Consider the following 24,570-nt stretch of genomic DNA (forward strand, 5'->3'; position numbering starts at 1 on the left):
AAAGGAGATGCACACCGTGGACCCGGAGTTCCAGCGGCACACCGCTCAGTCGGCGAAGGCCATCACTTCCGAACTGGTCGACGTCTACGCCAAGGTGTACGGAGTACCGCCGTACACCGGTGACCCGTTCTTCTCCGCCGACTCCTTCCAGGAACGATTGGAGGCCGCGTACGACACCGAAGGGTTCGAGACCGTCACCGCCCACCAGGACGGCCGGATCGTCGGGTATGTGCACGGAGCGACCCTGCCCGCGGACAAGCCATGGTGGACTTCACTGGGCGACCGTCGGCCAGCCGACCTTGTCGAAACGGCGGCCGGAGGCGGCGTGTTCTGGCTGCGGGAACTGATGGTGCTCCCCGAGCTGCAGAACAAGGGGCTCGGCCGCCTGATCCACGACACGGTCATTGCGGGTCGCTCCGAGACCGTCACGGCCCTTACCTGCATCGTCGACAATCAGCCCGCCCACGATGCATACCTGCGGTGGGGGTACACGATTCTGGGACAGATCAAGCACGCCCCAGAGTCGCCCGTCTACGACGCGATGTACCTGCCCTCACGCTGAAACCGGAACACCCATGACTCAAGCAATATCCCGGCCCGCCGCGGTCCCGGAGACCTCTGGTCGCCGGGACCGACTCTCGCAAGGCCCCAACGTGCTGTTCTGCTACGGCACTCTCCAGTTCGATGCCGTCCTCAAGGCCCTGTTGGGACGGATACCCGAGCAGGTCCCGGCAGCCGCGCCCGGATACCGAGCCGCCGCGCTCGTGGATCGGGTCTACCCCGGGCTCGTCGTCTCTGCAATCGGGGGCTCGGCATCCGGTGTGGTTCTTACCGACCTGAGGAACGCAGAGTGGCGCATTCTCGACGCGTTCGAAGACGAGAAGTACGACCTGCGCGAAGTGACCTTGTCCACCGGAGCAAAAGGGTGGGCGTACATCTGGCCGGGGCACGACGTCTGCTCGGAAGACTGGGACTCCGGGGCGTTCGAGGCCCGGCACCTGTCGGCCTACGTCGAACGCTGCACTCGGCTCGCCCCTAGGCTGGCCGCGGGAAAGCCTAAGGGGAAGTAGGGACGTAGCCCCAGCGAAGTACGGCACTGTCGGTTCAATCTCCGGTCGGTTGCGGGCGCCGCCCGGAGATGATCAGACTGCTGGGAGACGCAAGGAGCGCAGCTGCTCGGCGATAGTGAACGAGTCGAGTCGCAGGGCGCGGATGTCGTTGATCAGGTCGCGCCACAGTTCGAACTTCTGATCTACCTGCTCGCCTGAGGCTTCCAGATAGGCGATGGCCACGCCGTACGCGAAGACCTCGTTGCGAGCGGGCAACGGCCGGAGGAGCACAATCTCCTCAAGGAAGGTGGCGGCCCGCCAAAATGCGTCTGGGTCCGCCTGGTCCAGCCGCGGCGTGTTCACACGGTGGCGTTGAGCCATCCCCACCAGGATGGAGAGATCATTCACGGTGAGGTCACGCCGCAGGATCTCTTCCTGGCGTTCAAGGAACCACCGATAGTCGACAAAGAGCTCAGGCACCGGTCAGGCCGCCTGGGAGGTGCCGTGGGCGACTGACGGGAGTCCGCCGAACTCGGCATCGAAGGCCTCCATGATGCCGGGCTCGGCGATTGCGCGTCGGAAGACGGCAGTGGCCGTAGCCAGAGCCCGTTCCTGCTCTTTCTCGCCGGCCACCTTGGCCAGGTAGGCCTTGACGGTCAGCCCTTCAGCCGAGGCCAAGGACTGGAGTGTGTCCCGCGTGCTCGTATCGATCTTGACGCTCGTATCTGCCATGACTCCGAGTATGCCGTACGGCATACTCGGCTGACTACTCTCTGGGGCAAGGGGCGCTGGCCTGCATCTTTTCGTCGAACCGGGGCTGCATTCCCCCGCGAGCGCTGGCCTTACGAATGTAGGTTCTCGCGGCCCGTGTCATCTGCCGGGTCTCTGAACTGCTGGTTTGGCGGGCGTCTCACGCCGTGTCGTCCCCTAGATTCTCAGCTCCGTGTCGTTTCCTCGCCGCTGCGGGCGGGTCCGCCGGAAGCGGCGGGTCTCTGACCTGCGCTGTCTCACGGAGATGTCATAAATGCCATCCAGATGACACGGCGGCTGAGAAAATGACACGGGATTTGAGAACCTACAACGAATCTGCCGCCGCCCCAGTGGGCAGTAAAACCCTCTCGTAGTACGGAATGAGGGCACAGCGCTGTCCGTCACCCATTGCGATAGCAATGCGCTGCATTCTGCTGCTCTTCAGGTCCCCGGCGATCAGGACCCGCCGATCTTGGGCGTCCACGGGGCAGTAACCGTCCGCGTCGGTCGCCAGGCCTGTAAGGGCGGCGGGCTTCGAGCCGGCGTTCATGAGCAGCACGTCGGCGGCGAAGGTATGGACTCCTCCCTCGGGTCGCTGAGTTGTAACCCGAACACCTCCTGGAATCGGCACGATCAGTGCATGTTTCGTCCTTTCGAGATGGACACGGGGGTCACCGGCCAGCTCGTCGGTCTTGTATCGATCGCTCTCGGGGTGAAGGACGTGGAGGGACACGTCGGCTTCCGAGTGAGCGCGTAGCCATGTGCCGAGCGGCCGGTCCGCGCCCACCACCACGATGTGACCGCACTCCTGTAGCGCCTCAGGCATGGTGCGCCAGAGTGGCTGTGGTGAGGAAAGGCCAGAGGCTTCGACCCATTCGACGTCGTGGAGTCCAAGGGCCGATACTCCGGTCGCGACTACGACGGCTGTAGCACGGAGGTCGCGTCCGTCTTCCAGCACGACATGCGCCCCTTCTTCGTCGGCGCCGACCGAGACTGCTCGTCCGTGAATGGCCGTGCAGGTGCCGGCGGCTGCGAGGCGTTCCACATCGGTCGCGAGCGCCTTGGCCAGTTGCGGGCCGTTCGTCCAGCCGCCGGCGAGGTTGTCCAGCGCGCCGATCGCGTAGAGCTTGGAGCCGATCCGGTCGGCTTCGACCAGGGTGGTGCGCATTCCGAGACTTGCTGCGGTCAGTGCGGCCGAGACGCCGGCGGGGCCGCCGCCGACGACGAGCAGGTCGGTAGTGCTGGCGACGCTCATGCGTGCCCTCCTTGCAGGGGGCCGCCTTCGCCCGACAGCAGCGACTTGGTCGTCAGGAGGTGCCTTCGGCTGATGTTCCGGCCTGCGAGCAGCAGGGCGGCGTCGTGGTATTCGGGTCCGCCGCCTGAGGCACAGGCATCGGTGATGATCCAGGGACGGATGCTGGCGTGGTACGCGGCGATTGCCGTGCCGTAGACGCAGGCGTCGGTGTCGAGTCCGGCGAGCACGATGTCCGTCCAGCCGGCCTTCTTGACCAGGGCGGTGAACTCGTCGGTGAAGGCGCTGTAGCCGGGCTTGTCGATGACGGCGGCCGCGGCCGCCGTGAACGGGGCGAGCTCGTCGACGATGCGCTGCTCCTCCGGGTCCCGAAGCCCGGTCCAGTTCGTGATGTGCTCGAAAGGGGAATCCGGTGGATTGAAGAAGCGGGTGAAGACCAGCGGCTGACCGAGCCCGACCCACGCCTCGACTAGGCGGACGACGGAGGGGACGACTCCTCGACTGTGCTCGTTGATGAAGCCGGCCTGCACGTCGATGACCACGAGCACGGGCCTACGGGAGTTCACTGGGCCTCCTGGATTCGAAGATCAGATGTCGCTGTCACGCAGGACTTCTTGCGCGGTACGAAGCCGGTCCGGCAGCTGGCTGGTGGTGAGAACGGCCTCACGCATGAGCTGATGCTGGGCCGTCTCCTGCGGTCGGGCCGCGGTCAGCCGGGTGAGGGCGCCTCGCAGGAACCGCCACCCGTAATCCTTCGGCATGACCGGGTCACGCCCCTCCTCGATCTCGTCCAAGACGTACGAGCTCAGGCACCACAGGGCCTGGACGTCCAGCTCCAGGGCGACGATCGCGTCCATGGACAGGGCCCGCTCCGGGGAGAGCGGGTGATAGGCGACCCCCGACCAGCCGGCGAAGCCGACGGCGATGGCCTGGCTGCTGAAGCCCACGACGTCGGAGTGCTCGAAACCCTGGGAGAACAGAGCCTGCTCCACGTCGTCGCCCAGGCGCACCGTGTCCTTGGGCCGCTGGCGGTCGACCAGGACTGACGGGGTGGTCAGCAGCTGCATCGCCGTTTCCAGATTCGCCCCCTGCCACGACGAATCCTCCAGCAGATAGGCCGACAGGACGTAGGCCGGCGGCTTCAACTCCCAGCTCTGGTCGGCTACTTCCGCCAGGAGAGCGTGGATGCGCTTGTCGGCCCATTCCAGGTCTTCGAGGTATGAGCGATACCGCCAGACCGCCAAGTCGCCCAGAGTTTCCACGGTCCGGCGCTGCACCAGGTGGAAGATCGCTACACCGCAGTCGTAGAGGTGCAACCGGGACGTGGCCTCGGCATCCGGGTGGAGTGCCGGCCTCGCACGGTGGCTGAGTCGCGCCGGCCCGTGCTCGCGCGGATCGCCGCTGATCTGAGAGACGGCGTCCCCGATGTACACCGGCAAGAACTTGTGGCTGACCACGGTCGCCGGCCCAAGCGCCGGTGCCGAACCCGTCTCCCCGGCCACGCCGTTGTTCAGCGACGCGTAGAAGACCTCCAACACCGCTGGCGGGCATGTCTCCTTAAAGCGATCCAGGATCTCCGCCGTCTCCGGCACGACCTCGGTGTCGCTTCCAAGCTTCCGCCACCTGGAAACCGTCTTCGGATCCACACCGAGTATCTGCGCGTACGCACGGATCGACAGACGATGGGCCTCACCCAAGAGAGCCGCTTCCCGGCCCGTCCACTGCACCACGGCTGCCATTTGACACTCCCTCTGCCAGCGCAGACTGCAGATTACGGCCTCACGCCCACACGGCGCCCACACCGAGCCCACGCGGCGACCTCTCGCGCAACCGCCGCGATCTAGATGCTGATTGAGACATTCCGCATGACCTAGATCACCGCGACGGAGGGGCGACGTGACGACCTGCCGCCTGCGCCCCTGTGCACAGCACGAGACAGCACCCGGCACCTGCCCGACGACACACGACGGCGACGGAGCCCGCCGCCTCTCACGCCCGGAGTCGGCGTGCGTAGCTGGCCCGCGGGCGCGGATTCCACACGTCCTTCGCGATTCAGGGCGAGACGGCGTAGTCCAATACGTACGACGCGGAGTCCATGACCGTCTCCTCGACCACGACCACCTGTCCTGCCGCGTCGTAGAGGGTGCGGTATGCGGCGAGCACGGCGCGAGTCGGGAGGATGGACAGCTGCGCGGCCTCTTCGGTGTTCGGCATCCGGCTGCTGACCTCCTCATGGCCGTCAACCGGCGCGTGCCCAACCGCGGACAGCGCAACGTGGATGCTCTCGTGCGCGCTCTCGGCGTGCACGAGCGGCGACTCCTCGACCAGTTCGCGCGGAACGTAGGTCCGAACGAGTTTCACCGGCCGGCCGGCCGACAGGTAGCGGACGGTGCGAAGAAACGATCGGCCGCCTTCGTCGAGCCCCAGCACCCGAGCGATACCCGGCGGCACGCTGGCGTCCAGCGTGAAGGTCAGGGTGTCGGTGTCCAGGACCTGTGTGTCGTCGGACTCAAGGACGGTCGGCCGCTCCGGCTGCGCCCCGAGGGATTGCCGTCGGGTCGCGACGCGTCTGATCGGCTTCTGCCCGCGTACGTAGTTGCCGGAGCCTTTCCGGCTGTCGATCATGCCGTTCGCCTTCAGGACGTCGAGGCCCTTGCGGAGGGTCACGATCGAGACGTCGAGCTCCTTGGCGAGGTCCGGTTCAGCAGGGAGCCGCGCGCCGGCGGGGTAGTGCCCTGCCTCGATCAACCGAGCGAGGTTGGTCGCAACGGTCAGGTACTTGGGCAGGCCGCCCGGCGCCTCAGTCATCTGTCTCCCCTGGCTTCTCCTTGGCGACCTGATCGTACGGGGGCCGCAGCCCGAGCCCGGCGTCCCCGCCTTTTAGGGGCAGTCTAGCCAGCCCGAAGGCAATGCAAGCTAGTTTGCCTCTTGATCTATATAGCTTGATTTGATTCACTGGGTCTGTCGCCGACGGGCTGCCCCGCCGACGACGCCCTGGCTCTCCCTAGTCCTCACGACCGCGCCGGACTCCGTCCGGACCCGGACGTGACGGCCAGGGACCGGCCAGAAGCCCCTCGCCTCCTGGGCCGCACGCACCACCGGGCACCTCGCCCAGGCCCTCGATGCACCGCCCACCGGAACCGCCTCGATGTGAAGCAACTCCGGAAATGGCCGGTCCCGCACAACAACTCCACAGAGCGATCCACCGCTGACGAAGGCCGTGACCACACCGGCCGAGGCGAGTGGAGACCAGCCGGCCGAGAAGGGGCGCAAGCCCACGACGTATCGCGCAACCGGCTTCAGAGAAGGTGCGGCAGACATTCGCTGCGAAGACCGCCTGGGACTGATCTCCCCGGGCGCGAGCGGTCCGCATCCACTGAGATCAACGCGCGCTGGAAACGCGCAGCCACTCGGTTACCAGTAACCGCGGCCGCCGACGCCCGTCACCGCGACGAGCGCCGACGGCCGCGGCCACTCGTGACACAGACAGACCGTCAGACCCATCCAGGCCGAAAACGGCGACGGCCCCGGGGTGCCTCCCGGGGCCGCTGTCGGTCGTACATCCATCGTGAGAGAGGACCACGACCGTGACCCCCATCATGGCATCCGCGCAGATCACCGCCGCACAGGGCGAGGACCAGCCGCGCGACCCGACCATCGAAGAGGCACTGCGCCGTGTGCAGGCCGGCAAGAGCGGAGGATGCCGGTGACGGGCGAGGCCTCCTGCGGAGCCGGAACCATGGTCCACGAGAGCCCTGCCGATCCGGATCGGCTCGCCGCGATGTACCTGCGAGAGCACGACGGCGTGCTGCTCGGCCACTTGATCCCCAGCCAGGCCACCCTGAGTGAACTGCGGGCCCGTATCGGCGCGTTCCTCACGTCCGCCGGCATCAACCCTGGCGTCGCCGAGATCGCCGTACTGGCTGCCTCCGAGCTCGTCGGCAACGCCGTGCGTGCCTGCGGCGAGGGCGTCCCGGTCATCGCGGACGTCCACGTGGGCAACGAGGGCGTCGTCGTCGCTATCACCGACCCCGAGCCCTCACGGCTGCCGTCGCCGTCCGACGTTCCCCCGGACAACGCGGAAGTTGACTCGGGCCGGGGCCTGGCCATGCTCGAACTCCTCGGCATGGACATCGCCGTCGAGCCCACGCCCTTCAGCAAGCGGGTCCTCTGCACCATCCCCCTCCCGTAGTCCTGTCCGCTTCTGCAAGGGGCGGGAGGGAGCAGGTCAACCGCAGCCAACGGTAGGGATCACTGACCCCCGCCCCTTGCCCAGCACCGTGGGAGAACCAACCGGGGCCTCCCTGAACTGACTTCACCAACGAACGAGAGGCACTTCCCTTGAACGATTTCCGGTTCCAGGCCGCGTGCAAGGACGAGGACCCTGAGCTCTTCTTCCCCATCGGCACCATGGGCCCGGCACTCCTCCAGATCGAAGAGGCCAAGGCCGTCTGCAACGGCCGCTGCCCCGTGCGGGAGGAGTGCCTGCAGTGGGCCCTCAACACCGGGCAGGACTCGGGTGTCTGGGGTGGGCTCAGCGAGGACGAGCGCCGTGCGATGAAGCGCCGTGCCGCCCGCAACCGGGCCCGGCTGGCCACCGCCTGACGGCATCTCTCCTTCTCCTCAGTCCATCAACCCCGGAGGAACACCCGGATGAAGCTCCTCGCCGGCCTCGCCCGGCTGACGTCGCCCCTGCGCCACATCGACGCGAAGCCCGACGACCTGGTCGCCGATGCCTACCACCTGCTCACCGTGCACCTCCCGCAGCACAAGGGGTCCTGGGATGCAGAGAACGCGCTGGCCAGCCGGGCCACCGCCCAGATTCTGCTCGCCGGCTACCTGCGGGAGCACCGCGACGGATAGGCAGACGGCCTGTCCGACCGCTCGTCCGCGCCGCTGACGGCGCCCACACAAAAGAAAGAGGCCCCATGCCGGGGGCCTCTTCTTGTTCTTGTACGCGACCGCTGCGAAGGAGCGAATCGCATGCTCAACCGTATCAGCGGAGGCGCCCAGTGAGTAGCGCCGCCGCCTCTCCCGACCTGAGCAAGTCGACGCCCGAGACCTACCCCCCGCGCGGTTCGCTCGCACCGCTTATCGCCACGCTCATCGCGCTCGCCGCGGCGGCACTCGCCCTGTTCGACCTCTTCGAAAACGGTCTTGGAGAAACCTTCACGCATCTGGCCGTCGGCCTCGCCGTCTTCGGCGCCGTCCGGATGTGCGTGGGCTTCGCTCTCGACCCCTACCGACCTCCCCTGCCCGACGACGTCCCGGAGACCCGCACATGAGTACCCCCGTCGAGACCCTCGAGCCGGAGGTCGTCGCGCAGCCGTCCCACACCGCCGCACCAGCCTCGACCGCCCAGCACGCGGCCGAGCACGACGTCCCCGAGCAGCCGCCGGCAGCAGTCACACCGGCGCAGCAGCCGGTGCAGACGTACGCCAAGTGGGAGATCGCTCTGGCGTTCTTCGGCATCCTCCTCGGCACCGGCGTCGCCACCATCGGCCTCTACTCCAGCTTCGGGGCCCTCTACAACAAGGCCGCGCTGCCGGCGTCCAAGGGCGGCTGGGAGTGGACGGACCCCTGGATGCTCCCGGTGGGCATCGACTCCTCGATCCTCGCCTTCGGCATCGTCAACCTGCTGCTGATCCGGGTGCGCCGACAGCTGTGGTGGGTCAAGTGGGTGCCGCGCGCCGGCACCATCGTCACGATCTACCTCAACTGGGAGGCGGCCAACACCGTCCCGGCCCAGATCGGGCACGCTGCCCTGGCGGCGTTGTGGGTCGTGTTCTCCGAGATCGCCGCCCACCTGTACGCGGCGCACATCGGCGAGGCCGACGGCGTACGCCGCATGGGCAAGATCCGGCTCACGCGGTGGCTGGTCAATCCGGTCACCAGCTTCCGGATCTGGAAGCTCATGCGGCGGGACGAGGTCACCGACTTCGAGCAGGCCCGCGCGCACCACCAGGAGTGGATGGTCTACTCGCAGCGGCTCGCCTCGAAGTACCAGACCCGGTGGTGGCGTGGGAAGGCCACTCAGGAGGAGCTCGCTCCTTTTCAGCTGGCCAAGGTGGGGCTTTCAGTCGATGAGGCCCTGGCCGTGCCGCTCATGGAGGAAGTGCGCGAGCAGCAGCGTCTGGGCGCGGCGGCCTTTCAGCGGGCCGAGGCGGAGATTCAGAAGGTCGAGGCTGACGTTCAGACGCTCCACGCGAAGATTCAGGCGGAGGTCCGCCGGATCCAGGCGGAGGGCGAACTGAAGATCGCGAAGGCCACCGCCGAGCGTGAGGCCCGCGCCGAGATTCAGAAGGCCGAGGCGGCCTTTCAGCTGGCCGAGGTCGAGCGTCAGGCCGAGATCGACCTCGTTCAGGAGCGCTCCCGCGCACGTACGGCCGAGTTGGTCCAGGAGGCCGAGCGGCGCCAGGCCGTGGCCCGGATCGAGACGGAGAAGGACCAGGCCGCGTGGGCCGTGGAGCACCAGCGCCTGCTCAACGCGGCTCGTGAGGAGGAGCGCAGGGCCGAGGTTGAAAACCGGCTCCGCGCGGCGAAGGAGGCGGCCGACCTCAAGGAGGCGACCGCCGAGCAGGAGCGCCAGGCGGCCGAGCACGAAACCGCCCGCCTGAAAGCGGAAGAGGAAGGTGCTGAACGCGCCGCCCGAGCAGCTGAGCGACACGCCGAGCAGCTGAACGCCGATCTCAAAGCCCAGCACGCCCTGGAGGAGATCGCCGCGTCGGAACTCCGCACGGCGAAGGCGTCCGAGGAAGCGGCTGAACGCAAAATCCGAGCCGCTGAATACGAAGCCCGAGCGTCTGAAGCTCTGTCCTACGCCAAGCTGTCGGTGCCTGAATGGCAGGCCTTGCGGGTCGCGTCGATGATCCGAGCCCGTGGCGAGGACGAGGTCAAGGTCGAGGTGGTGAAGACCGAGCTCGACGTGTCCACCGGCACGGCCCAGGACCGGATCCAGCGGGCACGGAGGATCCTCGGCGACCCCCAGGCCAGGGAGCTCCTGCCCGCTCTCGCGTAAGCGGAATGGCCTTGCTGCCGTGCAGAAGGCCCTGATCCGAGCCGGTCGGAGCCGTCCCGCCCGGGGCTGCTCCGACCGGCCGTCCCCGGACTGACCGCGCTCGCCTCCCAAGGCCCCGGCCGGAGCGTCCCACACCGCCGCCGACCCTCTCGAGCACACCCAAAACAGCCCCTGACCCCTGCTACGGAAAGTAGCGGCGAGGCGAGGAGAGGCGAGGTGAGGTGAGCGGAAGACCCCCGCTCACACCCCCCAGAAGGCCCCTACGAGGGGGTTTTCCGGGGGCGCGCCTGCCTCCTCGCTTCTCCTCGCCTCTCCTCTCCGCTACTGAAAGTGAGGATTCTCGTCGTGGCGGACACTGACACCGCTGAACGTGAAACCATCCCCATCACCAACGACAGCGCGGACACCGAGCGCGGTGAATACGTCGTCCACACGGCCCAGGACGAGGCTGCTGAACCGGCCTCCGAGCCCCGCTCTGAGCGCCGTGGACGCCCGCGCGCGGTGCCGCTGCTCATCCACGGCGTGAACGTAACCGGAATCGGGGTGGGCGCCCTGTACACGGCGGTCGGCATGCCCGGGCTTGCTATTGCAGGCCTTGCCGGGACCGCCGTCGCCGCCGCCTGCCTGGTCGGTCGCCGACGGACCGCGGCATCCGCCGCACGCCGGGCGTCTGCCGGCGGGGCGAACCGGTCGGCGGGCGGCGACACCCGGCGCACCGGTGGCCGAGGCCTTGGTGGCAGCCGCGGTGGAGGCCGCGGCCCGACCGGCCGCGGAGGGCGAGGCCGCCGTGGTAACCGGAACGGTGCAGGGGGCGGCCCCTCCCTCAACGGTCGCCCGTCCTCCGCCAGCGGGGGAGGAGCGGGACGGCGCCGAAAGGACGGCAAGCCGTCCGCGCCCGGAGGCACCGGGTCCGCCAACCGGGGCCCGGGCCGCGGTACTTCCGGCGCCGGGTCCGGTTCCCGACGAGGCTCCGGCGGCGCGTCCGGCGGTGCCGGCCCCGGTGCCTCGAACGGCCCGGCAGGATCTCGGTCGGGACGCGCATGGCAGACCCTCCGGGGCTGGGCGAACAGGGCCCGCCGCCGGAATGCCGGAGGCGGTACCCCGGGCTCAGGCTCCGGGAACTCCGGCTCGGGGACCTCCGGCGGCGGCAGTGCCGGTGGTGGCACCCCGACCCCGACGCCGAGGGCGCCGGGACGCGGCCGCCGGGGGTTGCAGCGCCTGCGTGGTGCCGCCACACAGCTGCGCCGGCGACTCGCCCGCACCGGACAGGGCAACGGAACCCCCGCCAACCAGCCCGGCGGCCGGCTCTACCTGCTGCGCCGGCGTCTGGCCCGCAAGATCGCCCACTGGGCCCGCTGCGCCGGCGCGGGCACCCTCGCCGCCCTCGGAGGCCTGGCCACGCTGCCAATCGGAATCCTCTGGGGAGTCCTGCGCCGCCTGACCAACCACCGCGACCCGCTGGGCGGGTTCGCCTTCCCGGTCCGGATCGCCGGCCGCATCTGGCGCTTCTTCTTCCGCCGCTCCCGCGCTCGTCACGACAACGACGCCCAGGCGGACGCCCTGAACCTGAACGTAAACGACCCCCGAAAGGACTCCGAGCTCGTGAGCGGAACTTCCATCGCCTCCGGCGCCACCGTGCTCGACGGCCAGAACAGCAAGTTCGCCCTGTCGATGAAGGCGGCCGCCGACGGCTACCTCGGCTTCAAGCCGACCAGCATGATGCACGTCGCCGCCGAGTACGCCGGACTGCCCAACGGCATCCGCGCGGTCGCGGCAACCATCCAGAGCACCGCCATCACCGGCGATCAGACCCTGCCCCTGTCCAAGCGCGTCGTCCACAAGCTCCTGGAGGCCTACCAGGAAGCGCTGCTCGCCGCCACGACCGCGGACACAATGGTCACCCTCTTCCAGACGCTCCACCGCTTCGACATCCAGCGGATCCTCAACCCCCGCACGAACGAGTGGATGTGGAACGTCACCCCGACGGGCGGCGAAGGCGCGGAGACCGCCATGTTCCAGCCCGGCCGGATCGAGGCCGGCTGCGTGCTCACCGCTGTCCTGTACCGCTCCTACCAGCCGGTGCACATGATGCAGCGGGGCAGTGAGATCGAGGGCATGGGCTACGGCCTGAAGTTCCTCGCCGACGCGGTCGATGCTCTGTGGAAGCGCACCATCGCCTTCTACGCGGTCGATGACCGGGTCACCGACGACATCGGCCGCGTCACGATGCGCCTGCAGACGGCGGCCCAGCACGCGGAGTTGGCCGGAAAGCTGTTCCTGGCTGATCACAGCCAGGAGATCAGCCACAACGTCAACCCGCGCAAGGGCCCGGCCGCCGAGGGCATGTGGAACGCCCCGCGCTGAGCAACCCGCGCACCCCCGCACCCGTGGAGGCGCCCCCAGGACCTGGGGGCGCCTCCACCGCGTGCTCGTCACCTACGCGCCCCGCAGCCCCTGCCCCGCGCGGAACTGGATGGAGAACTTCATGTCGATACGTCACTGGGACTGGTCCGTGCCCAGCGGCGGACACCCCGCGATCCTCGGCTACGCCACCGAGACCGCGGCGTCGATGGTCATGCTCGCTCCGCTCACAGGCCTGCCCTGGTACGCGTCCGCCATCAGCCTGTCCGGCGCCGCCCTCGCCGGCGTCGCGTACGACGCGCGTCAGGGAACGACCACCACCACCCTCGTCACCCGGGCCGCCTCATGGTTCACCGCGACGATGTGGTCCTCCTGGGCGCTGGCGTCCGCGCCGCTCGGCACGACCGGCTGGGCCTTCGGCGCCGGCCTGGGCGCGATCGGCCTCGCGCTGAACGCCGGCGCGAGCCGCAGCGAGCCCACCCGAAAGGAGCGCAAGACGCTCCTGAAGCTGCGCCGTGAATCGGTGGGCATTCTCCGCGCGTGGGAGGACCGCCTCAACCGGGTCGCCCGGATCGAGGGCTGCGAGGGCGTCGACATCAGCTGGTGGCCCGCCAAGGTCGGCTACACCGTCGAGATCAATCTGCCCGCCGGTGGGACCACCGTCGACGACCTCAACGGATACGGGCCGAAACTGGCCTCCGACATGCGCCTGCCCGACGGTTGTGGTGTCGACATCTACCCCGGCGCCAACCGCGGGACGATCCTCGTCGAGGTCACCCTCGAGGACGTCATGTCCAAGGACATCCCGTACCCGGAGGACTTCAGCGAACTCACCATCACCGAGCGGTTCCCGATCGGCCTGCACCGCAACGGCCAGTACGCCCTCGGCGCGCTGTGCAACGACTGCGGGGTGCTGATCGGGGAGACGGACGCCGGCAAGACGAACCAGCTGCGCGTCGTCACCGCCCAGCTCGCCCGGATGCCCGATGTCCTGATCTGGGCGATCGACACCACCGGCGGCGGTGTCGCCCTCCCGTGGCTCACCCCCTGGGCCACCGAGGGCACCGCGGTCGCCCCGATCGTCGACTGGATCGCCAAGGACGACGACGAAGCCCGCCTGATGACCACCCTGGCCATCGAGGGCATCGCCGCCCGCAAGGCCGGCTACCAGCAGCTGATGCGGGAGAAGAAGACCGACAACAAGCTCCCCGTCAGCCACGAGATCCCCGCCGTCGTCATCCTCGTCGACGAGACCGCCTCCCTCCCGCAGGACGTCAAGGAGAACCTCGACCGCATCGTCAACGAAGGCCGCGCCATGCGCGTCCGTACCTTGATCTGCGGGCTGCGCGCCACGCAGGACGTCATCACGGCCGCCATGAAGCTCCAGGCCAAGTGGCGCATCGGCATGACCGTCAGCGACCCGGAGGAACTGGCCTACCTCTTCCCCGGCTACATCAAGATCGACCCCAAGGACGCCCCGGTCGCCGGGTCGGGCTGGAACATGCACACCCGCCTCGGCCCGAAGAAGCCGTCGCCGTTCAAGGGCTGGCACATCCACGACGAACTCACCGACAAGGTGTGCGCGGCGACCGCGGGCCGGCGCCCGACGCTCGACGCGATCACCCTGGACGTCCCCGCCGGCGCGGCTTACCCGGGCCGCTGGGCACGCACGCTTCCCGTTCTGTACAAGGGGCAGCAGCTCACCGAGGCGGCACAGCGGGCCATCGACGAGGCCGGAGAGATCGTTGAGGCGGCGGCCGCTCTGCTCGCCGACCTTCCCGTGCCGGCCACCACGGGCGCCCCCGCCGCTGCCGGCTCGGCTGCGGGGATGCCGTCGGGCTACGAGGCGTTCGGCGGCGGAAGCGCCGAGCTGTTCGCCGCCGTCGAGGCGAACATCAACGGGACGGCCGGCGGAACGCATCAGGCCGCCGCTCCGGTCCAGCCGACGCCGGCCGCGGCCGCCGCGACGGCCGTTCCGACTCCCGCACCCCGGATCAACCCCCGGGAACTGGGCTGGGAACTTCTCGTCGCTGCCGGCTCCGACGGCTACGAGCCCAAGCAACTGCACGACGTGCTGACCGAGATGATGGACAAGATGCTCGGCGACGGAGCGAACGTCCCCGCGTCCCGGACCGTCGGCGGATGGCTGACCAAGTGGGCTGAGGAGGGCAAGGCTCTCGCGGACAGCAGCGGCCGCCAGTACACCCGCTACATCGCCCGCACGTCCCCCGCGGCACCTCAGGGCGCGGGGGAGAGCGGCGCCGGGGAGAACGTCTCGGAACTGCCCGCCGGGTTGGACGGACCGCTCGTGCTCACCGCGGCCGAGCTCGTGGTGTCCACTCAGTTCGGCTCGACGTCCATGCTCCAGCGCAAGCTGAGGACCACCCTCGCCGAATCCAGCGCGCTGATGGAGGTCCTGCACAAGCTCGGCGTGGTCGGCCCGAGCGAGGGCACCGTGGCCCGCAACGTGCTGGTAGCGCCCGCAGACTGGCCGGATGAGCTCAGTAGGCTCTCTGGCGAACTCGGCGTCGGACAGGCCGATTTGGAGTCCATGGGGCTGGCCGTCGCCGCCTCGGGAGCGGCAGGGGAGTGATGCGAAGGTGGAGACACCGGAGGAAGAGATCGCCCGGCTGGAGGGCGAACGGCACACCTACAGCGCAACGTTCGCCAACACCTCGGAGTCCGATTCGGTGACCCGGGCCCACCTCCAGCTCGAGATGGACCGGCGCACGAATCGCATCGTCGAACTGCAGCAGCTCCAGCCCCTCGGGTTCCTCGCCCGATGGGGCCTGCGCGCTGCCGCACTCCTCAGCGCGTGGGGCGCGCTCGAGGTCGGTCCGTGGTGGGTGAAGGCACTCCTCTGTCTGCTCACCGCATTCCTCACCTTTCTCAGCCTCGGATAACCCCCAGTCGCCTCCCCGGCGACCATCCCTCCCGACCCGTCCGGCCACTTCGGCCGGTCGGGTCTTTCATTTGCCTGCACCTCGCAAGGAGCCCTGTGGAGATCCACCACCTGCCCCCCGACCAGCAGCAGCCGGCCGTCGCCGAGGCTCCGACAAGGGCTCACAGCGACCTCGACGCACTGCCGTACGAGGAACTGGAGCGCATCCTGCGGGTGTTCGCCGCCCCCCAGGGACCGCATCCGGCGTCCCGGATGCCAGTTCCGTACCCACAGCTGACTCCGGACGTCCAGCGTCTCCTGTCGGACGAGACGTACCTGGCACGGGTCCGCGACCTGACGGTGCTGGAGGAAGCGCGCCTGCGGTGCCAGCGCGGCCAGCTCACGGCGGCACCGCAGTACCTCGCACTGCCCGCCTCCACCGCCATGCCGCAGAGGGCGCCGGCACCGGTCGTGCCGGCCTTCGTGTGGAAGTACAGCGCGATCGCCCTGTCGACCGGCGGCGGAATCGCCCTCGCCGGGTACGGAATCGGCGCAGCCGCACCCGGCCTGGCCGTCGTCGTCGACATCCTCACCGCCGCCGGCCAGTTCGTCATGTGGCTCGCCGCCCTGGCCGTCGCCCTCGGACTGGTCGTGCTCGGGCGCGGCAGCGGCAAGACCACCGGCGGCTCGGTGATCAACATCCGCAAGGCGGTCTTCAAGCGGAACCGCTTCAAGGGCTGAGGCCCGGGTGACCTGCCTCGCACCCGGACCCGCACTGCGGGACCTCGGGGGCGGGACAGGCCATCCGGGCCCGAACCACCACCACTCGAACCGATGGGACAACACCCGTGCCGACCCGAGAGCTCGAACTGCAGAAGACCCCGACGTCCGGGACCCGCGAAAGCCGCCGAGCAGCGTTACACCAGTCGTGGACCGCAGCATGGTCCACCGGCGGCGCCCTGCATCGACGGTGGGAGGACCTGCGTGCCGCACCGGAAGCGGGATGGCACGGCATGGCCGACTGGATCAAGACCGTCCTCGCCGCGACCGCGACCGCGGCCTTCGTCCTGCTGGTGTCCGGGGCCGGGACTGCCGTTTTCACCGTGGCGCAGCAGATGCACGACGCCGTCCCGGCCGTCGACGGCCCCGGCCACGTCGGCACCGCCATCCACGCCACCCTCACCGACCCGGTCCACTCCTACCTGGCCGCATCCAGTGAGTCCCTGCCCCTGACCGAGCCGGTCGCGTACGCGATGTGGCGGGCAACCGGCCTGATCGCGCTCGCCGGAGGATTCCTCACCCGCAACAACGCACTGCGCCTGACCTGGGTCGGGTGGGGTGCTGTGACCGTCGCGATGATCTGGTCGGCGACCCCGGACAGCGGGCGCCTGGTCGCGGCCGGCGCCGCCGCGCTGGCCTGGTGCCTGGCCTCCACCCTCGCCCTCCGCGGCCTCCACGGGCGCCGCACCTCCACGCCCCACGGTGCTGGCACCGTCGCCGTCTACCAGCCCCACTTCACGGTGCACCTGCCGCCGGCCACGGCCTCCACCGAAGCCCGCAGCCACCCGAGCACCTGAGCGCCGGCGCCGCCCACCGACGAGTTCCAGCACGCGGGACCGGCCTCAACAGGCCGGTCCCGCCTCGCAAATCTGTCCACAGCCCCGCCGTCGTAGCGTCAGGCAGGAGAGCACATTGCGCACCCGACCCACCCCACCACGTCGCCCCTTACGCATCCGGCGCCCCAGGCTGTCCGCCCGCAGGGCCCGGGTCGCGAAGGACCGCACCACGCGCCTGGACCAGCGATTGGACGCCACCATCACCAGCCTTGAAGGTCAGCTGAGCCGCTGCGACGGCAAAGCGAACCTCCTGCTCGCCTTCAACGGCGCAGTCCTCCTCATCGGTGGAACGCCCACCGGAGGCAAGGGGCGTCTGGTGCTCGCCCTCCAGGCGCTGAGCGCCTGCGGACTGCTGGCGGCGATCAATTTCGTGCTGCTGGCCATCTGGGCGCGGACGCGCCCCTCCGGCCATACGGCATGGCCCTTCTGGGCCCTCCTGCACGCCGGCCAGATCCGCGACTGCCTCGCCGACGACCAGCGTGCCGAGGACGTCGGCGCCCTCTCCCGCCTGCTGCGCACCAAGTACCGGCGCATCAACGCCTCGATCGCCTTCACGCTCGCCGGCCTGGCCCTCGCCCTCACGGCCAGCTGGACCAAAGCCCTGCTGTGACCGTCCGCCTGACGCGGCGCCACAGCTCCAACCCAAGGACCCCCTCATGTGCCTCCTCTGCCGCGCCCTCGGCGCGCTAGCCGCGTCCGGCTTCGTCCTGCGCACCGCCCAACTCGCCCTCTTCGCCGCCTTCCTGGCGATCGTGATCGCGCCGGCGCGCGCGATCCTGATCACCGTCGAGGACACGTTCGGCGCCTCCGGCCTTGGTGTCGCCCTCCTGGCCGTGGCCGCGGCCACCGTCCTGCTCGCGTGGACCGGAACGCCCTCCTGGCGTCTGGTCACCGCTGGAATCGCGACGATCGCCGCCACCGCCCTCGTCCTGTACGCCGTCTCGGACGCCGGGCCGGCTGCGGCGCAGCCCGTACCCCACGCGACCTCCAGCCCGGAGGGCCGTTCCCTCCTCCTCTCGCACTGACTGCTGTCTGTCCCGCCCTCCGGCGATGCCGCGGGACGGGGCGGAGAACGGTCGGCACGGAAAGGACCCCGATGATGAACTCGCCCGACGGACGGCAGCCGGCGATCCCGCCGGTCTGCTACTGGGTTGAGGAGGAGGGCGGCGCGCGCTGGCTCGTTCCGGGCTGCATGTCCCGCATGCACGACCCCGACATCGAGCGATGCGACTGTCCGGTGCTCGCGGAAGAGCTGGCCGCCGCGCGGCGGGCAAGGGATAGGGCGCGGCGCGACTACCGCGGGCTGAGGTGGTGGACGGACAGCATCCTTGCTGCGGTACACGCGCACCCCGACGGCATCAAGATCATGAAGAGTGCGGCCGAGCGGGCGGTCCAAGCCGACCAGTATCCACCAATCGACTCTTAAGACTTGCGGTGCTCGATATCGGAATGTAGAGTCTTAAGAGTCGCATCGGAACGAGGGAGACACGTGAACACCGCCACCGAGCTCAGCCGCCAGTACGTCAGCCTCCTCGGGGTGTCCGAGCACACCGCGTCGATGGCCGCCAACCTCTACCTGGCCATCAAGGCCACGAAGGACCACGTCGAGGCACAGCAGGAGTTCACTCACGCGCTCCAGCAGATCGCCCACAACGAGCCGTGGGCCGCGGAGATGCTCCGCAAGATCGCCGACCTTCGCTCGTTCGCATCGAGTCACCCCTCCGCTGCCACGGACAGCACTAACGCCGAGGACGACCAGCGCCACACGCCCTTCCTCGCAGACATCACCTGCCCCAACGGCCGCGTGACCGTGACCGTCGACCCCTCCGCGACCGTCGCGCGCGCCACGGTGTGCAGCACGGAAAGCACCGGCCGCTGGGCTGACGCCGCCCGCAACGCCACCGTCCGCCTGGTCGGCAACCGCGTCACCGTCGTCGTCCCGGAGCCGGAACCTCTCATCAACCACGGCGCGACCTTCCGCTCCGCGCAGGGCAGCTCGGACTACTTCGGCGACCGTGTGACCGTCGCTGGGGATTTCCACGTCGGCGACCACGTCACGAACGCCGGCCGCATGAACACGCGGGAGGCCGGAGACCGCCGGATCGAAGTCGAGGTGACCCTCCCCTTGGGCTCGGTCGTCACCATGACGACCCGCAACGCGGACCTGATCGTCCACGGTGCGCTCGCCGAGCTCTACCTGACCACCCACAACGGCAGCCTGACCGCCGGTGTCATCGGCTATGTCAAGATCCGTGGCCACAACGGCCCCCTCACCATCTCCGCCGTCCAGGAGTCGGCCGACATCGAGACGCACAACGGCCCGACGACCATCACGACCTACAGCGGCACCAACGCCAGGATCATCAGCCACAACGGCAGCATCGCTCTCACCGTCGCCCGCACGGCCAAGGGCCGTATCGAAGCGCGCACCTACAACGGCACCGTCACTCTCCGCGGCGTGCGTGGCCGCCACGACCTCGACGTCGATGCCCGCAACCGCCGCGGCGCCGTGCCCACGGACTGACTCCGCCCGGCTTCTGCGGCAGCGCCACACCACACCTTCGCCGCGCTGAACGCTCGCGCCCAGACGTTCACGACATCCTCAATCCATTGGGAGACCAACCGTGTTCGGAGGCTTCAGCCCCGTCACCCTGTTCCTGGCCGTAACCACTATCGCGGCCGCTGTCGCCGCGATCCGGATGGCGGTGAAGCGGTGACCCCCGACCTTGCCTCCTTCGCCGCTGGAACACTCGTCTGCGGTGTTGGAGCAGCCGGTTCCGGCAAGTCCACGCTCTTTTCGGCGATGCCGAAGAGCGCGGTCGTCTGCCTCGACGAACTCAGACTGCTTCTGGCTGACGACGCGGGCAACCAGCGCGTGACCCCCCAGGCCGTGCGGATGCAGAACCTCATCCTGCGTACGCGAATGGAACTCGGGCTGACCACGGGCATCGACTCCACCAACGTGGAGGAGCGTGTGCGGGCCTCCGTGCTCAAGCCCGCCCTGTCCCACGGCCGGCGTGCGGTAGCCGTCGTCTTCCTCACGCCCCTGGAAACCTGCCTCTCGCGCAATGCGCTGCGCCCCGCGAACACGCGTGTGCCCGACGACCGTGTCGTTTGGCAGCACCGCCAGACGCCTCGATCAGCCGCGCGTCTGCGCCGGGAAGGGTTCGCCGAGGTCTACTTCGTCGGCGCTGCGGACGCTGCACCCGGAAGGGAGGGCTGATGCGACGGCGCGTCGTCACCGGCCTGCTGCCCGAGCTCGACGCAGAGCCTGCGTACCTCGAGTTCGAGGAGGTACGTGAGCAGGCACGGCGCAGCAGCCGTGGGCCTATCGGCTCGGAGACCATCGGCCGCATGGAGGAGGTCGCCGCACGCCGGGGCGGCGACTGGTGCACAGCAGTCCTGGGCCGCCGCTTCCCCGGCATCCGGCACGTCTCCACTGTGGACGGATGGATGCTGATCGTCGCGGACACGAAGAGCCTTGAGCCGCCCCTTCCGCCCCGGATCGTCGAGGAGCGCCAGGCGGCGGAGGAGCGGCGCGTCGGGCGCGAGCGGGCGGCCGCGGTCGAACTGACCATGGCCAAAGAGGTATGGCGCCAGCACGCCGTGAAAGCCCCGGTTCCGCTCACCGTCCGGGAAAACACCCGCCACACCGGAGTCAGCGGGTCGCTGCGGCACGTCGTGGCCGCGGTTGACCTCGTCTCCGGCCGTAGCCGAAGACACAACGCGGGCATGGGGTTGTGCGAGACGCCGGAGCGGGCCAACCCCCTTCAGCTGGGCGGAGCCGTAGACCTCCCGCCCACCTGCACGCGCTGCCAGCAGTTCGTCGCCAAGGTACGCACCCTCGATGAGCCCGCCCCACCCACAGCAGCTGAAGCAGGGCTGCTCAAGCTCATCGACTCGGGCGTCGTGCTCACCCTGCGGCCGACGCGTGGCCAGCCGACGATCCGCGACACCAGCCAGCGCAGCCACGGAGTGACCTGGGGGCACCTCGGCCGGAAGGTCGACACCGCCGTCACGAAGCTCCAGGCCAAGGGGTGGGTCCAGAAAGACGAGCAGCCCAGCAAGGCGGACACCGGTCAGCACGGGCAGCGCTGGCGGCTGACGGACACCGGCACCGCTGCCCTGGAGGCCTGAACATGGTTGCCCGCATGACCGTTGCCCAGTACCAGGAGCTGATTGAGAGCCGCCGCGGTACCCAGGCCGTCCAGCCGGCAGCCGCGGCGGTGCCACGGAAGAAGCCTCCCGTGCACCCGGGACCGCCCTCCCTCCCCGAACCGCCCGCGGTTGCCCCGTTGCTCGCCGGGCTCTCTGGAGTCGGCTACGTCGAAACACTTCTCATGCCGTACTCCGAGGAACTGCTGACCAGCAACCAGCGGCTCCACCACATGGCCTATCACCGGCTCCGGAAGCAACTTCGCGCGGACGCCGCCAGCGTGGCGGTGGCCAAGCGCCTGCCCCAGCTCCAGCGTGCGGCGATCTTCTACGTGTTGCACCCCCGGCCGATCACTCGGAAGCGCGACCCGGGCAACTGGGCGCCAACGGCCAAGGCGTACGTCGACGGCCTGGTCTCCGACGGAGGACTCCTGCCGGATGACAACCACGAACATCTGCTGGGCCCCAACCCCGTGATGGGATCCCCCGTCACGACCGGATTCGCACGCCTATCGCTCGTCATCGTGGAACTCACGGAGCCCATGACCAGCCAGAACGCGGAATCCGTTGCGACGTAGAGCTCCGCGCACAGCCACGTGCCCGAGTCCCGCCGCTCCGTCACCAGTCCGTGCCCAATCGGCATCGCCGGGCTGCTGCCCATCCGCTCCCCGCCCACCGAAAACAAGGACCCGATGCTCACCAACCCGTCCATCAGCTGCTCCCGCCGCCAGCGCGCAGACCTGATGGGAATGTTCACTCCCGGCCCCGACTCGTCGTCGCGTCTGCGCGGTGAGAGATTCACCGCGGTTCACGTCATCGACGGCGCGCACCACGTCCAGGTCGGACACGTCGGAAAGGGCAGCACGACGTGACCATGACTGCCACGTACGAGACCCACCAGCGCCGCGCGGTCGAGCCGGACGGCACCGTCCACGCCGCCCGGTACGCCGGCGACCAGGATCACTTCACCACGGCCTGCGCCTGCTACCCGGCCCCCGAGATCGAGCGGTTGGAGGCCGAGTCCATCCGGTCGGTCACCTGCACCGGGTGCCTGACCGCCCTCGCCGTCGTCATCACCTGCCCGATCTGCGGGACCCGCGGCGCCGAGGAGTACGCCCACCCGATCCTCGGCACCGACGACTTCGCCGACTGCGCCCGCTGCGCCGCATGCGGACACACCTGGTCCCTCGACCCCGGCGCGAACACCGGGTGCGCCTCGTGCGGCGGCTCCGGCCGCCCCGGCAACGGCCCCCTCACCGGACCGCGCTGCCCCTGCCACGAGGACAGCCGTCACACCTGACCGAACACCCGCCGTCGCTGACCGGTCCAACAGAGCCGCGCAGACAGCACCTACCACCAACTTGCCGACCGCCACGAAGAAACGGATCCCATGCCCCATTCCCCGTCCATCCGCTGCCCGCGCTGCCAGGGCACCGACCTCGTCCCCAACCTCATCGACTACCCCTGCGGCGCCACGGACGTGGGCACGCTGACGTGCACCCGCTGCGCCACCACCTGGGACGCATTCGCGACGCCCACCCAGCCGGGCCCCAACTACACCGAGGCCTACGAGGACGTCCCCGAGCTGTTCGACGAGGAGTACGCACTGCTCGTCCTGACCGAAAACATCAAGGAACGCGCCCAAGCCACCCTGACCGGGGCCGGAGGGGGCGTGGAGAGCTGGGAGCACCGGGAGATGCTCCTGCGCAAGGCCGCATGGCTGGACCGAGCGGCTCACAGAACCGAACTCGACTGGTACCGCCGGGCGTTCAACGACGACGCGGTCGACAAGGCCAACACGTATGCAGAGTCGGCCGCGAAGGAACTCCTGGCGTTCGACGCCGGCCCCGGCGGACACCGCGCGCCCAGCGGCTTCAGCACCGACAGCCCCGTGTGGAAGGCCCTGGGCGGAGCCCGGGCCTACGTCCGGCAGGAGTACCTCACCTGGCACAAGGCCGTCGAAGCGGAGGCCGACCGGGCGGAGTTCGAGCCGCGACACGGATCCGACGGCGAGCTGTACGACCCCGACGGACGAGCGCTGTGAGAGGCCACCGGACGAAGAAGCGCGATGAGAGTGCCGCGTGGAAGGCCGTGGCCCGGGAGACCCTCCGGGCCTTCGACCTGATCATGACGCCCGCTCTGCACGGCCACACCCAACAGACCGGCGCCCGGGCGGCCATGCCCCATCTGGAGCGCGGCCGCCTCCTGCTGCAGCCGATCATCGACCGGCACGTTGCAGACGCCCGTACCCCGATGGGTCGCGCAGGGCGCAAACGCCGGATCGCCCGTGGTGCGTACGTCCAGGCCTTCGCCCAGGCAATCGCTCACGCGTCGGCCCGCACGGCCGGCGAGCCCGAGCCCGGCTGGCCGATCCTCTACACCCGCGGCGCGCTGCCGCTGATCGACCGATACACCGGCGACCGCCGGATCCTGAACGAGGCGGAGGACCAGCGATGAGCGATGCGACGCCGGCACACCAGGTCGGCCATGTCTTCGAGCCCAGCTGGGACAACAACCCGACCTGGAGGGGTAGCAGACCGTACACCGACCTCGACACGGCCCGGGAGGTCACCGCGGAGATGTACCGCGAGGACCTCGACCAGTTCGACGACTCCGATCCGGCGCGCGTCCTGAAATGGCGGAACAGGTTCGACGGCCTGTGGGAGCTGACCGATGACGGTCACCCGACGTCCGTGGCGATCCGGGCGCGTGCGCTGTACGGGCCCGTCGGCGAACCCTCCGCCGAGGAACAGCTCAAGCTCGCCACGGAGTTCCGCATCCCGCTGCCCCTCGGCTCGGCCGGCGGGTACGCCGAGGTGGTGGTCCATCCAGACAGTCTCAGCGACCGCTGGGCCGTGACCAACGGTGCACCCACGGGACTTCAGGCATGGGTGGCAGGACAGGGCTGGTGCCGTATCAGCGACGTCGGCCGGGACGCCGTCTACGTCTTTGCCCGCAAAGAGGCGATCGTTCTTGGCTGCCAGGTCGCCGAACTTGAGGCGGCAGTGCACCAAGCATCCGTCGCAGCAACGCGACCGTCCGGTCCGCCTGCGGTCACCGCTGAGACGGTCCTGGAAGCAGAGGTAGCGGCGGCGCTTGAGGCCGCGGTGACGACATTTGACACCGTCACCGGCTGCGCGGCGTACGACAGTGACCTGTGCTGGGATGTGCTCGCAAAAGTCCTGGCCACGGTGCCAACGGCGGAGCTTAAGGACTACCCCCAGCGTCTGAAGGAGTTTGCCGGCAGGAGCAGCGAGCGGCTTGACGAGGTGTATCGCGAGTACGGCCCTGACAGTGCGATGTCTGCCCGAGGACGCTATGAGTTGGTGGGGCAACCCGTCAGCATGGTTCTGTTTGAACGGCTTGAGGCTGCTCCACAGGTCCTGCTTGGAACGCTGCAAGGTGAGCTTCCCGACATGTGGCTCTCCGACGTGACCCGCGCCTGGAATCCGCGTTTTTCCTGACTCCGATCGCTGCGCCGGTGCACT

The 24,570-nt window shown here is 69.2% G+C and carries 31 protein-coding genes; 25 read left to right on the forward strand and 6 right to left on the reverse strand.

Features of this window, described 5'->3' with window-relative positions; all coding sequences use genetic code 11:
• Positions 1-7: 7 nt before the first annotated feature.
• Positions 8-562 (forward strand): GNAT family N-acetyltransferase, encoded by a 555-nt coding sequence (locus ACWD3I_RS25610; RefSeq protein WP_365394944.1) that lies wholly within the window; start codon positions 8-10, stop codon positions 560-562.
• A 91-nt stretch (positions 563-653) separates the two neighbouring features.
• A complete protein-coding gene (locus tag ACWD3I_RS25615; protein WP_365394942.1) occupies positions 654-1,070 on the forward strand; it encodes a gamma-glutamylcyclotransferase family protein in 417 nt (138 codons plus the stop codon).
• Between the two features lie 72 nt (positions 1,071-1,142).
• Here ACWD3I_RS25615 and ACWD3I_RS25620 read toward each other — a convergent pair whose 3' ends face one another.
• From ACWD3I_RS25620 to ACWD3I_RS25645, 6 genes are all read right to left on the reverse strand, one after another.
• Positions 1,143-1,529 carry a toxin Doc gene (locus ACWD3I_RS25620; RefSeq protein WP_365394940.1) on the reverse strand — a complete coding sequence of 129 codons (387 nt, stop codon included), beginning with the start codon at positions 1,527-1,529 and terminating at the stop codon, positions 1,143-1,145.
• Positions 1,530-1,532: 3 nt separating this feature from the next.
• Positions 1,533-1,781 (reverse strand): antitoxin MazE7, encoded by a 249-nt coding sequence (locus ACWD3I_RS25625; RefSeq protein WP_365394938.1) that lies wholly within the window; start codon positions 1,779-1,781, stop codon positions 1,533-1,535.
• Between the two features lie 343 nt (positions 1,782-2,124).
• Entirely contained in the window at positions 2,125-3,054 is a 930-nt protein-coding gene (locus ACWD3I_RS25630; protein ID WP_365394936.1) for an NAD(P)/FAD-dependent oxidoreductase, read from the reverse strand.
• A complete protein-coding gene (locus ACWD3I_RS25635) occupies positions 3,051-3,617 on the reverse strand; it encodes an isochorismatase family cysteine hydrolase (protein ID WP_365394934.1) in 567 nt (188 codons plus the stop codon). Before ACWD3I_RS25635 ends, ACWD3I_RS25630 begins: the two co-directional genes overlap by 4 nt.
• Positions 3,618-3,638: 21 nt before the next feature.
• Positions 3,639-4,790, reverse strand: coding sequence for an XRE family transcriptional regulator (locus ACWD3I_RS25640; RefSeq protein ID WP_365394932.1), 1,152 nt, complete (start codon positions 4,788-4,790; stop codon positions 3,639-3,641).
• Between the two features lie 313 nt (positions 4,791-5,103).
• Positions 5,104-5,859, reverse strand: a complete 756-nt coding sequence (locus ACWD3I_RS25645) for a GntR family transcriptional regulator (RefSeq protein WP_365394930.1) — start codon at positions 5,857-5,859, stop codon at positions 5,104-5,106.
• Between the two features lie 779 nt (positions 5,860-6,638).
• Between ACWD3I_RS25645 and ACWD3I_RS25650 the strand changes: the two genes are divergently transcribed.
• The 23 genes from ACWD3I_RS25650 (at position 6,639) to ACWD3I_RS25760 (ending at position 24,546) form a co-directional block, all read left to right on the forward strand.
• Entirely contained in the window at positions 6,639-6,761 is a 123-nt protein-coding gene (locus ACWD3I_RS25650) for a hypothetical protein (RefSeq protein ID WP_365394928.1), read from the forward strand.
• 29 nt (positions 6,762-6,790) lie between these two features.
• Positions 6,791-7,243 (forward strand): ATP-binding protein, encoded by a 453-nt coding sequence (locus ACWD3I_RS25655; RefSeq protein WP_365394926.1) that lies wholly within the window; start codon positions 6,791-6,793, stop codon positions 7,241-7,243.
• A gap of 149 nt (positions 7,244-7,392) precedes the next feature.
• Entirely contained in the window at positions 7,393-7,656 is a 264-nt protein-coding gene (locus tag ACWD3I_RS25660; protein WP_365394924.1) for a WhiB family transcriptional regulator, read from the forward strand.
• A gap of 48 nt (positions 7,657-7,704) precedes the next feature.
• Positions 7,705-7,914: a hypothetical protein gene (locus ACWD3I_RS25665; RefSeq protein ID WP_365394922.1), complete on the forward strand. Its 210-nt coding sequence runs from the start codon at positions 7,705-7,707 to the stop codon at positions 7,912-7,914.
• 149 nt (positions 7,915-8,063) lie between these two features.
• On the forward strand, positions 8,064-8,336 hold the full coding sequence (locus ACWD3I_RS25670) for a hypothetical protein (protein WP_365394921.1): 273 nt from the start codon (positions 8,064-8,066) through the stop codon (positions 8,334-8,336).
• Positions 8,333-10,069 carry a DUF2637 domain-containing protein gene (locus ACWD3I_RS25675; RefSeq protein ID WP_365394919.1) on the forward strand — a complete coding sequence of 579 codons (1,737 nt, stop codon included), beginning with the start codon at positions 8,333-8,335 and terminating at the stop codon, positions 10,067-10,069. Before ACWD3I_RS25670 ends, ACWD3I_RS25675 begins: the two co-directional genes overlap by 4 nt.
• Before the next feature lie 1,209 nt (positions 10,070-11,278).
• On the forward strand, positions 11,279-12,433 hold the full coding sequence (locus ACWD3I_RS25680) for a hypothetical protein (protein ID WP_365394917.1): 1,155 nt from the start codon (positions 11,279-11,281) through the stop codon (positions 12,431-12,433).
• Between the two features lie 121 nt (positions 12,434-12,554).
• Entirely contained in the window at positions 12,555-15,023 is a 2,469-nt protein-coding gene (locus tag ACWD3I_RS25685) for a DNA translocase FtsK (RefSeq protein WP_365401188.1), read from the forward strand.
• 7 nt (positions 15,024-15,030) lie between these two features.
• Entirely contained in the window at positions 15,031-15,333 is a 303-nt protein-coding gene (locus tag ACWD3I_RS25690) for a hypothetical protein (protein ID WP_365401191.1), read from the forward strand.
• 95 nt (positions 15,334-15,428) lie between these two features.
• A complete protein-coding gene (locus ACWD3I_RS25695; RefSeq protein ID WP_365401194.1) occupies positions 15,429-16,052 on the forward strand; it encodes a hypothetical protein in 624 nt (207 codons plus the stop codon).
• 272 nt (positions 16,053-16,324) lie between these two features.
• Positions 16,325-16,888 carry a hypothetical protein gene (locus tag ACWD3I_RS25700; protein WP_365401197.1) on the forward strand — a complete coding sequence of 188 codons (564 nt, stop codon included), beginning with the start codon at positions 16,325-16,327 and terminating at the stop codon, positions 16,886-16,888.
• Between the two features lie 115 nt (positions 16,889-17,003).
• Entirely contained in the window at positions 17,004-17,537 is a 534-nt protein-coding gene (locus ACWD3I_RS25705; protein WP_365401200.1) for a Pycsar system effector family protein, read from the forward strand.
• Positions 17,538-17,583: 46 nt separating this feature from the next.
• On the forward strand, positions 17,584-17,952 hold the full coding sequence (locus ACWD3I_RS25710) for a hypothetical protein (RefSeq protein WP_365401203.1): 369 nt from the start codon (positions 17,584-17,586) through the stop codon (positions 17,950-17,952).
• 74 nt (positions 17,953-18,026) lie between these two features.
• Entirely contained in the window at positions 18,027-18,353 is a 327-nt protein-coding gene (locus tag ACWD3I_RS25715) for a hypothetical protein (protein ID WP_365401206.1), read from the forward strand.
• Positions 18,354-18,416: 63 nt separating this feature from the next.
• Positions 18,417-19,451 (forward strand): DUF4097 family beta strand repeat-containing protein, encoded by a 1,035-nt coding sequence (locus tag ACWD3I_RS25720; RefSeq protein ID WP_365401209.1) that lies wholly within the window; start codon positions 18,417-18,419, stop codon positions 19,449-19,451.
• A gap of 189 nt (positions 19,452-19,640) precedes the next feature.
• Positions 19,641-20,150 carry an AAA family ATPase gene (locus ACWD3I_RS25725; RefSeq protein ID WP_365401212.1) on the forward strand — a complete coding sequence of 170 codons (510 nt, stop codon included), beginning with the start codon at positions 19,641-19,643 and terminating at the stop codon, positions 20,148-20,150.
• Complete coding sequence (locus ACWD3I_RS25730; RefSeq protein ID WP_365401215.1) at positions 20,150-21,064, forward strand: hypothetical protein; 915 nt, start codon at positions 20,150-20,152, stop codon at positions 21,062-21,064. Before ACWD3I_RS25725 ends, ACWD3I_RS25730 begins: the two co-directional genes overlap by 1 nt.
• 14 nt (positions 21,065-21,078) lie before the next feature.
• Entirely contained in the window at positions 21,079-21,660 is a 582-nt protein-coding gene (locus tag ACWD3I_RS25735) for a hypothetical protein (protein WP_365401218.1), read from the forward strand.
• Positions 21,661-21,678: 18 nt separating this feature from the next.
• Positions 21,679-21,954 (forward strand): hypothetical protein, encoded by a 276-nt coding sequence (locus ACWD3I_RS25740; protein WP_365401221.1) that lies wholly within the window; start codon positions 21,679-21,681, stop codon positions 21,952-21,954.
• Between the two features lie 2 nt (positions 21,955-21,956).
• Positions 21,957-22,382, forward strand: a complete 426-nt coding sequence (locus ACWD3I_RS25745; RefSeq protein WP_365401224.1) for a hypothetical protein — start codon at positions 21,957-21,959, stop codon at positions 22,380-22,382.
• A gap of 90 nt (positions 22,383-22,472) precedes the next feature.
• Positions 22,473-23,126 carry a hypothetical protein gene (locus ACWD3I_RS25750; RefSeq protein ID WP_365401227.1) on the forward strand — a complete coding sequence of 218 codons (654 nt, stop codon included), beginning with the start codon at positions 22,473-22,475 and terminating at the stop codon, positions 23,124-23,126.
• Positions 23,123-23,539 carry a hypothetical protein gene (locus tag ACWD3I_RS25755; protein ID WP_365401230.1) on the forward strand — a complete coding sequence of 139 codons (417 nt, stop codon included), beginning with the start codon at positions 23,123-23,125 and terminating at the stop codon, positions 23,537-23,539. Before ACWD3I_RS25750 ends, ACWD3I_RS25755 begins: the two co-directional genes overlap by 4 nt.
• A complete protein-coding gene (locus tag ACWD3I_RS25760; protein ID WP_365401233.1) occupies positions 23,536-24,546 on the forward strand; it encodes a hypothetical protein in 1,011 nt (336 codons plus the stop codon). Before ACWD3I_RS25755 ends, ACWD3I_RS25760 begins: the two co-directional genes overlap by 4 nt.
• Positions 24,547-24,570: the final 24 nt, after the last annotated feature.

It is taken from the genome of Streptomyces sp. NPDC002817 (assembly GCF_053592055.1).

What these genes read in the sequence shown, in the direction of transcription:
- ACWD3I_RS25610 (WP_365394944.1), top strand. Translation starts at nt 8, where the DNA reads ATGCACACCGTGGACCCGGAGTTCCAGCGGCACACCGCTCAGTCGGCG.
- ACWD3I_RS25625 (WP_365394938.1), bottom strand. Translation starts at nt 1,781, where the DNA reads ATGGCAGATACGAGCGTCAAGATCGATACGAGCACGCGGGACACACTC.
- ACWD3I_RS25630 (WP_365394936.1), bottom strand. Translation starts at nt 3,054, where the DNA reads ATGAGCGTCGCCAGCACTACCGACCTGCTCGTCGTCGGCGGCGGCCCC.
- ACWD3I_RS25640 (WP_365394932.1), bottom strand. Translation starts at nt 4,790, where the DNA reads ATGGCAGCCGTGGTGCAGTGGACGGGCCGGGAAGCGGCTCTCTTGGGT.
- ACWD3I_RS25645 (WP_365394930.1), bottom strand. Translation starts at nt 5,859, where the DNA reads ATGACTGAGGCGCCGGGCGGCCTGCCCAAGTACCTGACCGTTGCGACC.
- ACWD3I_RS25655 (WP_365394926.1), top strand. Translation starts at nt 6,791, where the DNA reads ATGGTCCACGAGAGCCCTGCCGATCCGGATCGGCTCGCCGCGATGTAC.
- ACWD3I_RS25665 (WP_365394922.1), top strand. Translation starts at nt 7,705, where the DNA reads ATGAAGCTCCTCGCCGGCCTCGCCCGGCTGACGTCGCCCCTGCGCCAC.
- ACWD3I_RS25675 (WP_365394919.1), top strand. Translation starts at nt 8,333, where the DNA reads ATGAGTACCCCCGTCGAGACCCTCGAGCCGGAGGTCGTCGCGCAGCCG.
- ACWD3I_RS25685 (WP_365401188.1), top strand. Translation starts at nt 12,555, where the DNA reads ATGTCGATACGTCACTGGGACTGGTCCGTGCCCAGCGGCGGACACCCC.
- ACWD3I_RS25700 (WP_365401197.1), top strand. Translation starts at nt 16,325, where the DNA reads ATGGCCGACTGGATCAAGACCGTCCTCGCCGCGACCGCGACCGCGGCC.
- ACWD3I_RS25710 (WP_365401203.1), top strand. Translation starts at nt 17,584, where the DNA reads ATGTGCCTCCTCTGCCGCGCCCTCGGCGCGCTAGCCGCGTCCGGCTTC.
- ACWD3I_RS25715 (WP_365401206.1), top strand. Translation starts at nt 18,027, where the DNA reads ATGAACTCGCCCGACGGACGGCAGCCGGCGATCCCGCCGGTCTGCTAC.
- ACWD3I_RS25730 (WP_365401215.1), top strand. Translation starts at nt 20,150, where the DNA reads ATGCGACGGCGCGTCGTCACCGGCCTGCTGCCCGAGCTCGACGCAGAG.
- ACWD3I_RS25735 (WP_365401218.1), top strand. Translation starts at nt 21,079, where the DNA reads ATGACCGTTGCCCAGTACCAGGAGCTGATTGAGAGCCGCCGCGGTACC.
- ACWD3I_RS25745 (WP_365401224.1), top strand. Translation starts at nt 21,957, where the DNA reads ATGACTGCCACGTACGAGACCCACCAGCGCCGCGCGGTCGAGCCGGAC.
- ACWD3I_RS25750 (WP_365401227.1), top strand. Translation starts at nt 22,473, where the DNA reads ATGCCCCATTCCCCGTCCATCCGCTGCCCGCGCTGCCAGGGCACCGAC.
- ACWD3I_RS25760 (WP_365401233.1), top strand. Translation starts at nt 23,536, where the DNA reads ATGAGCGATGCGACGCCGGCACACCAGGTCGGCCATGTCTTCGAGCCC.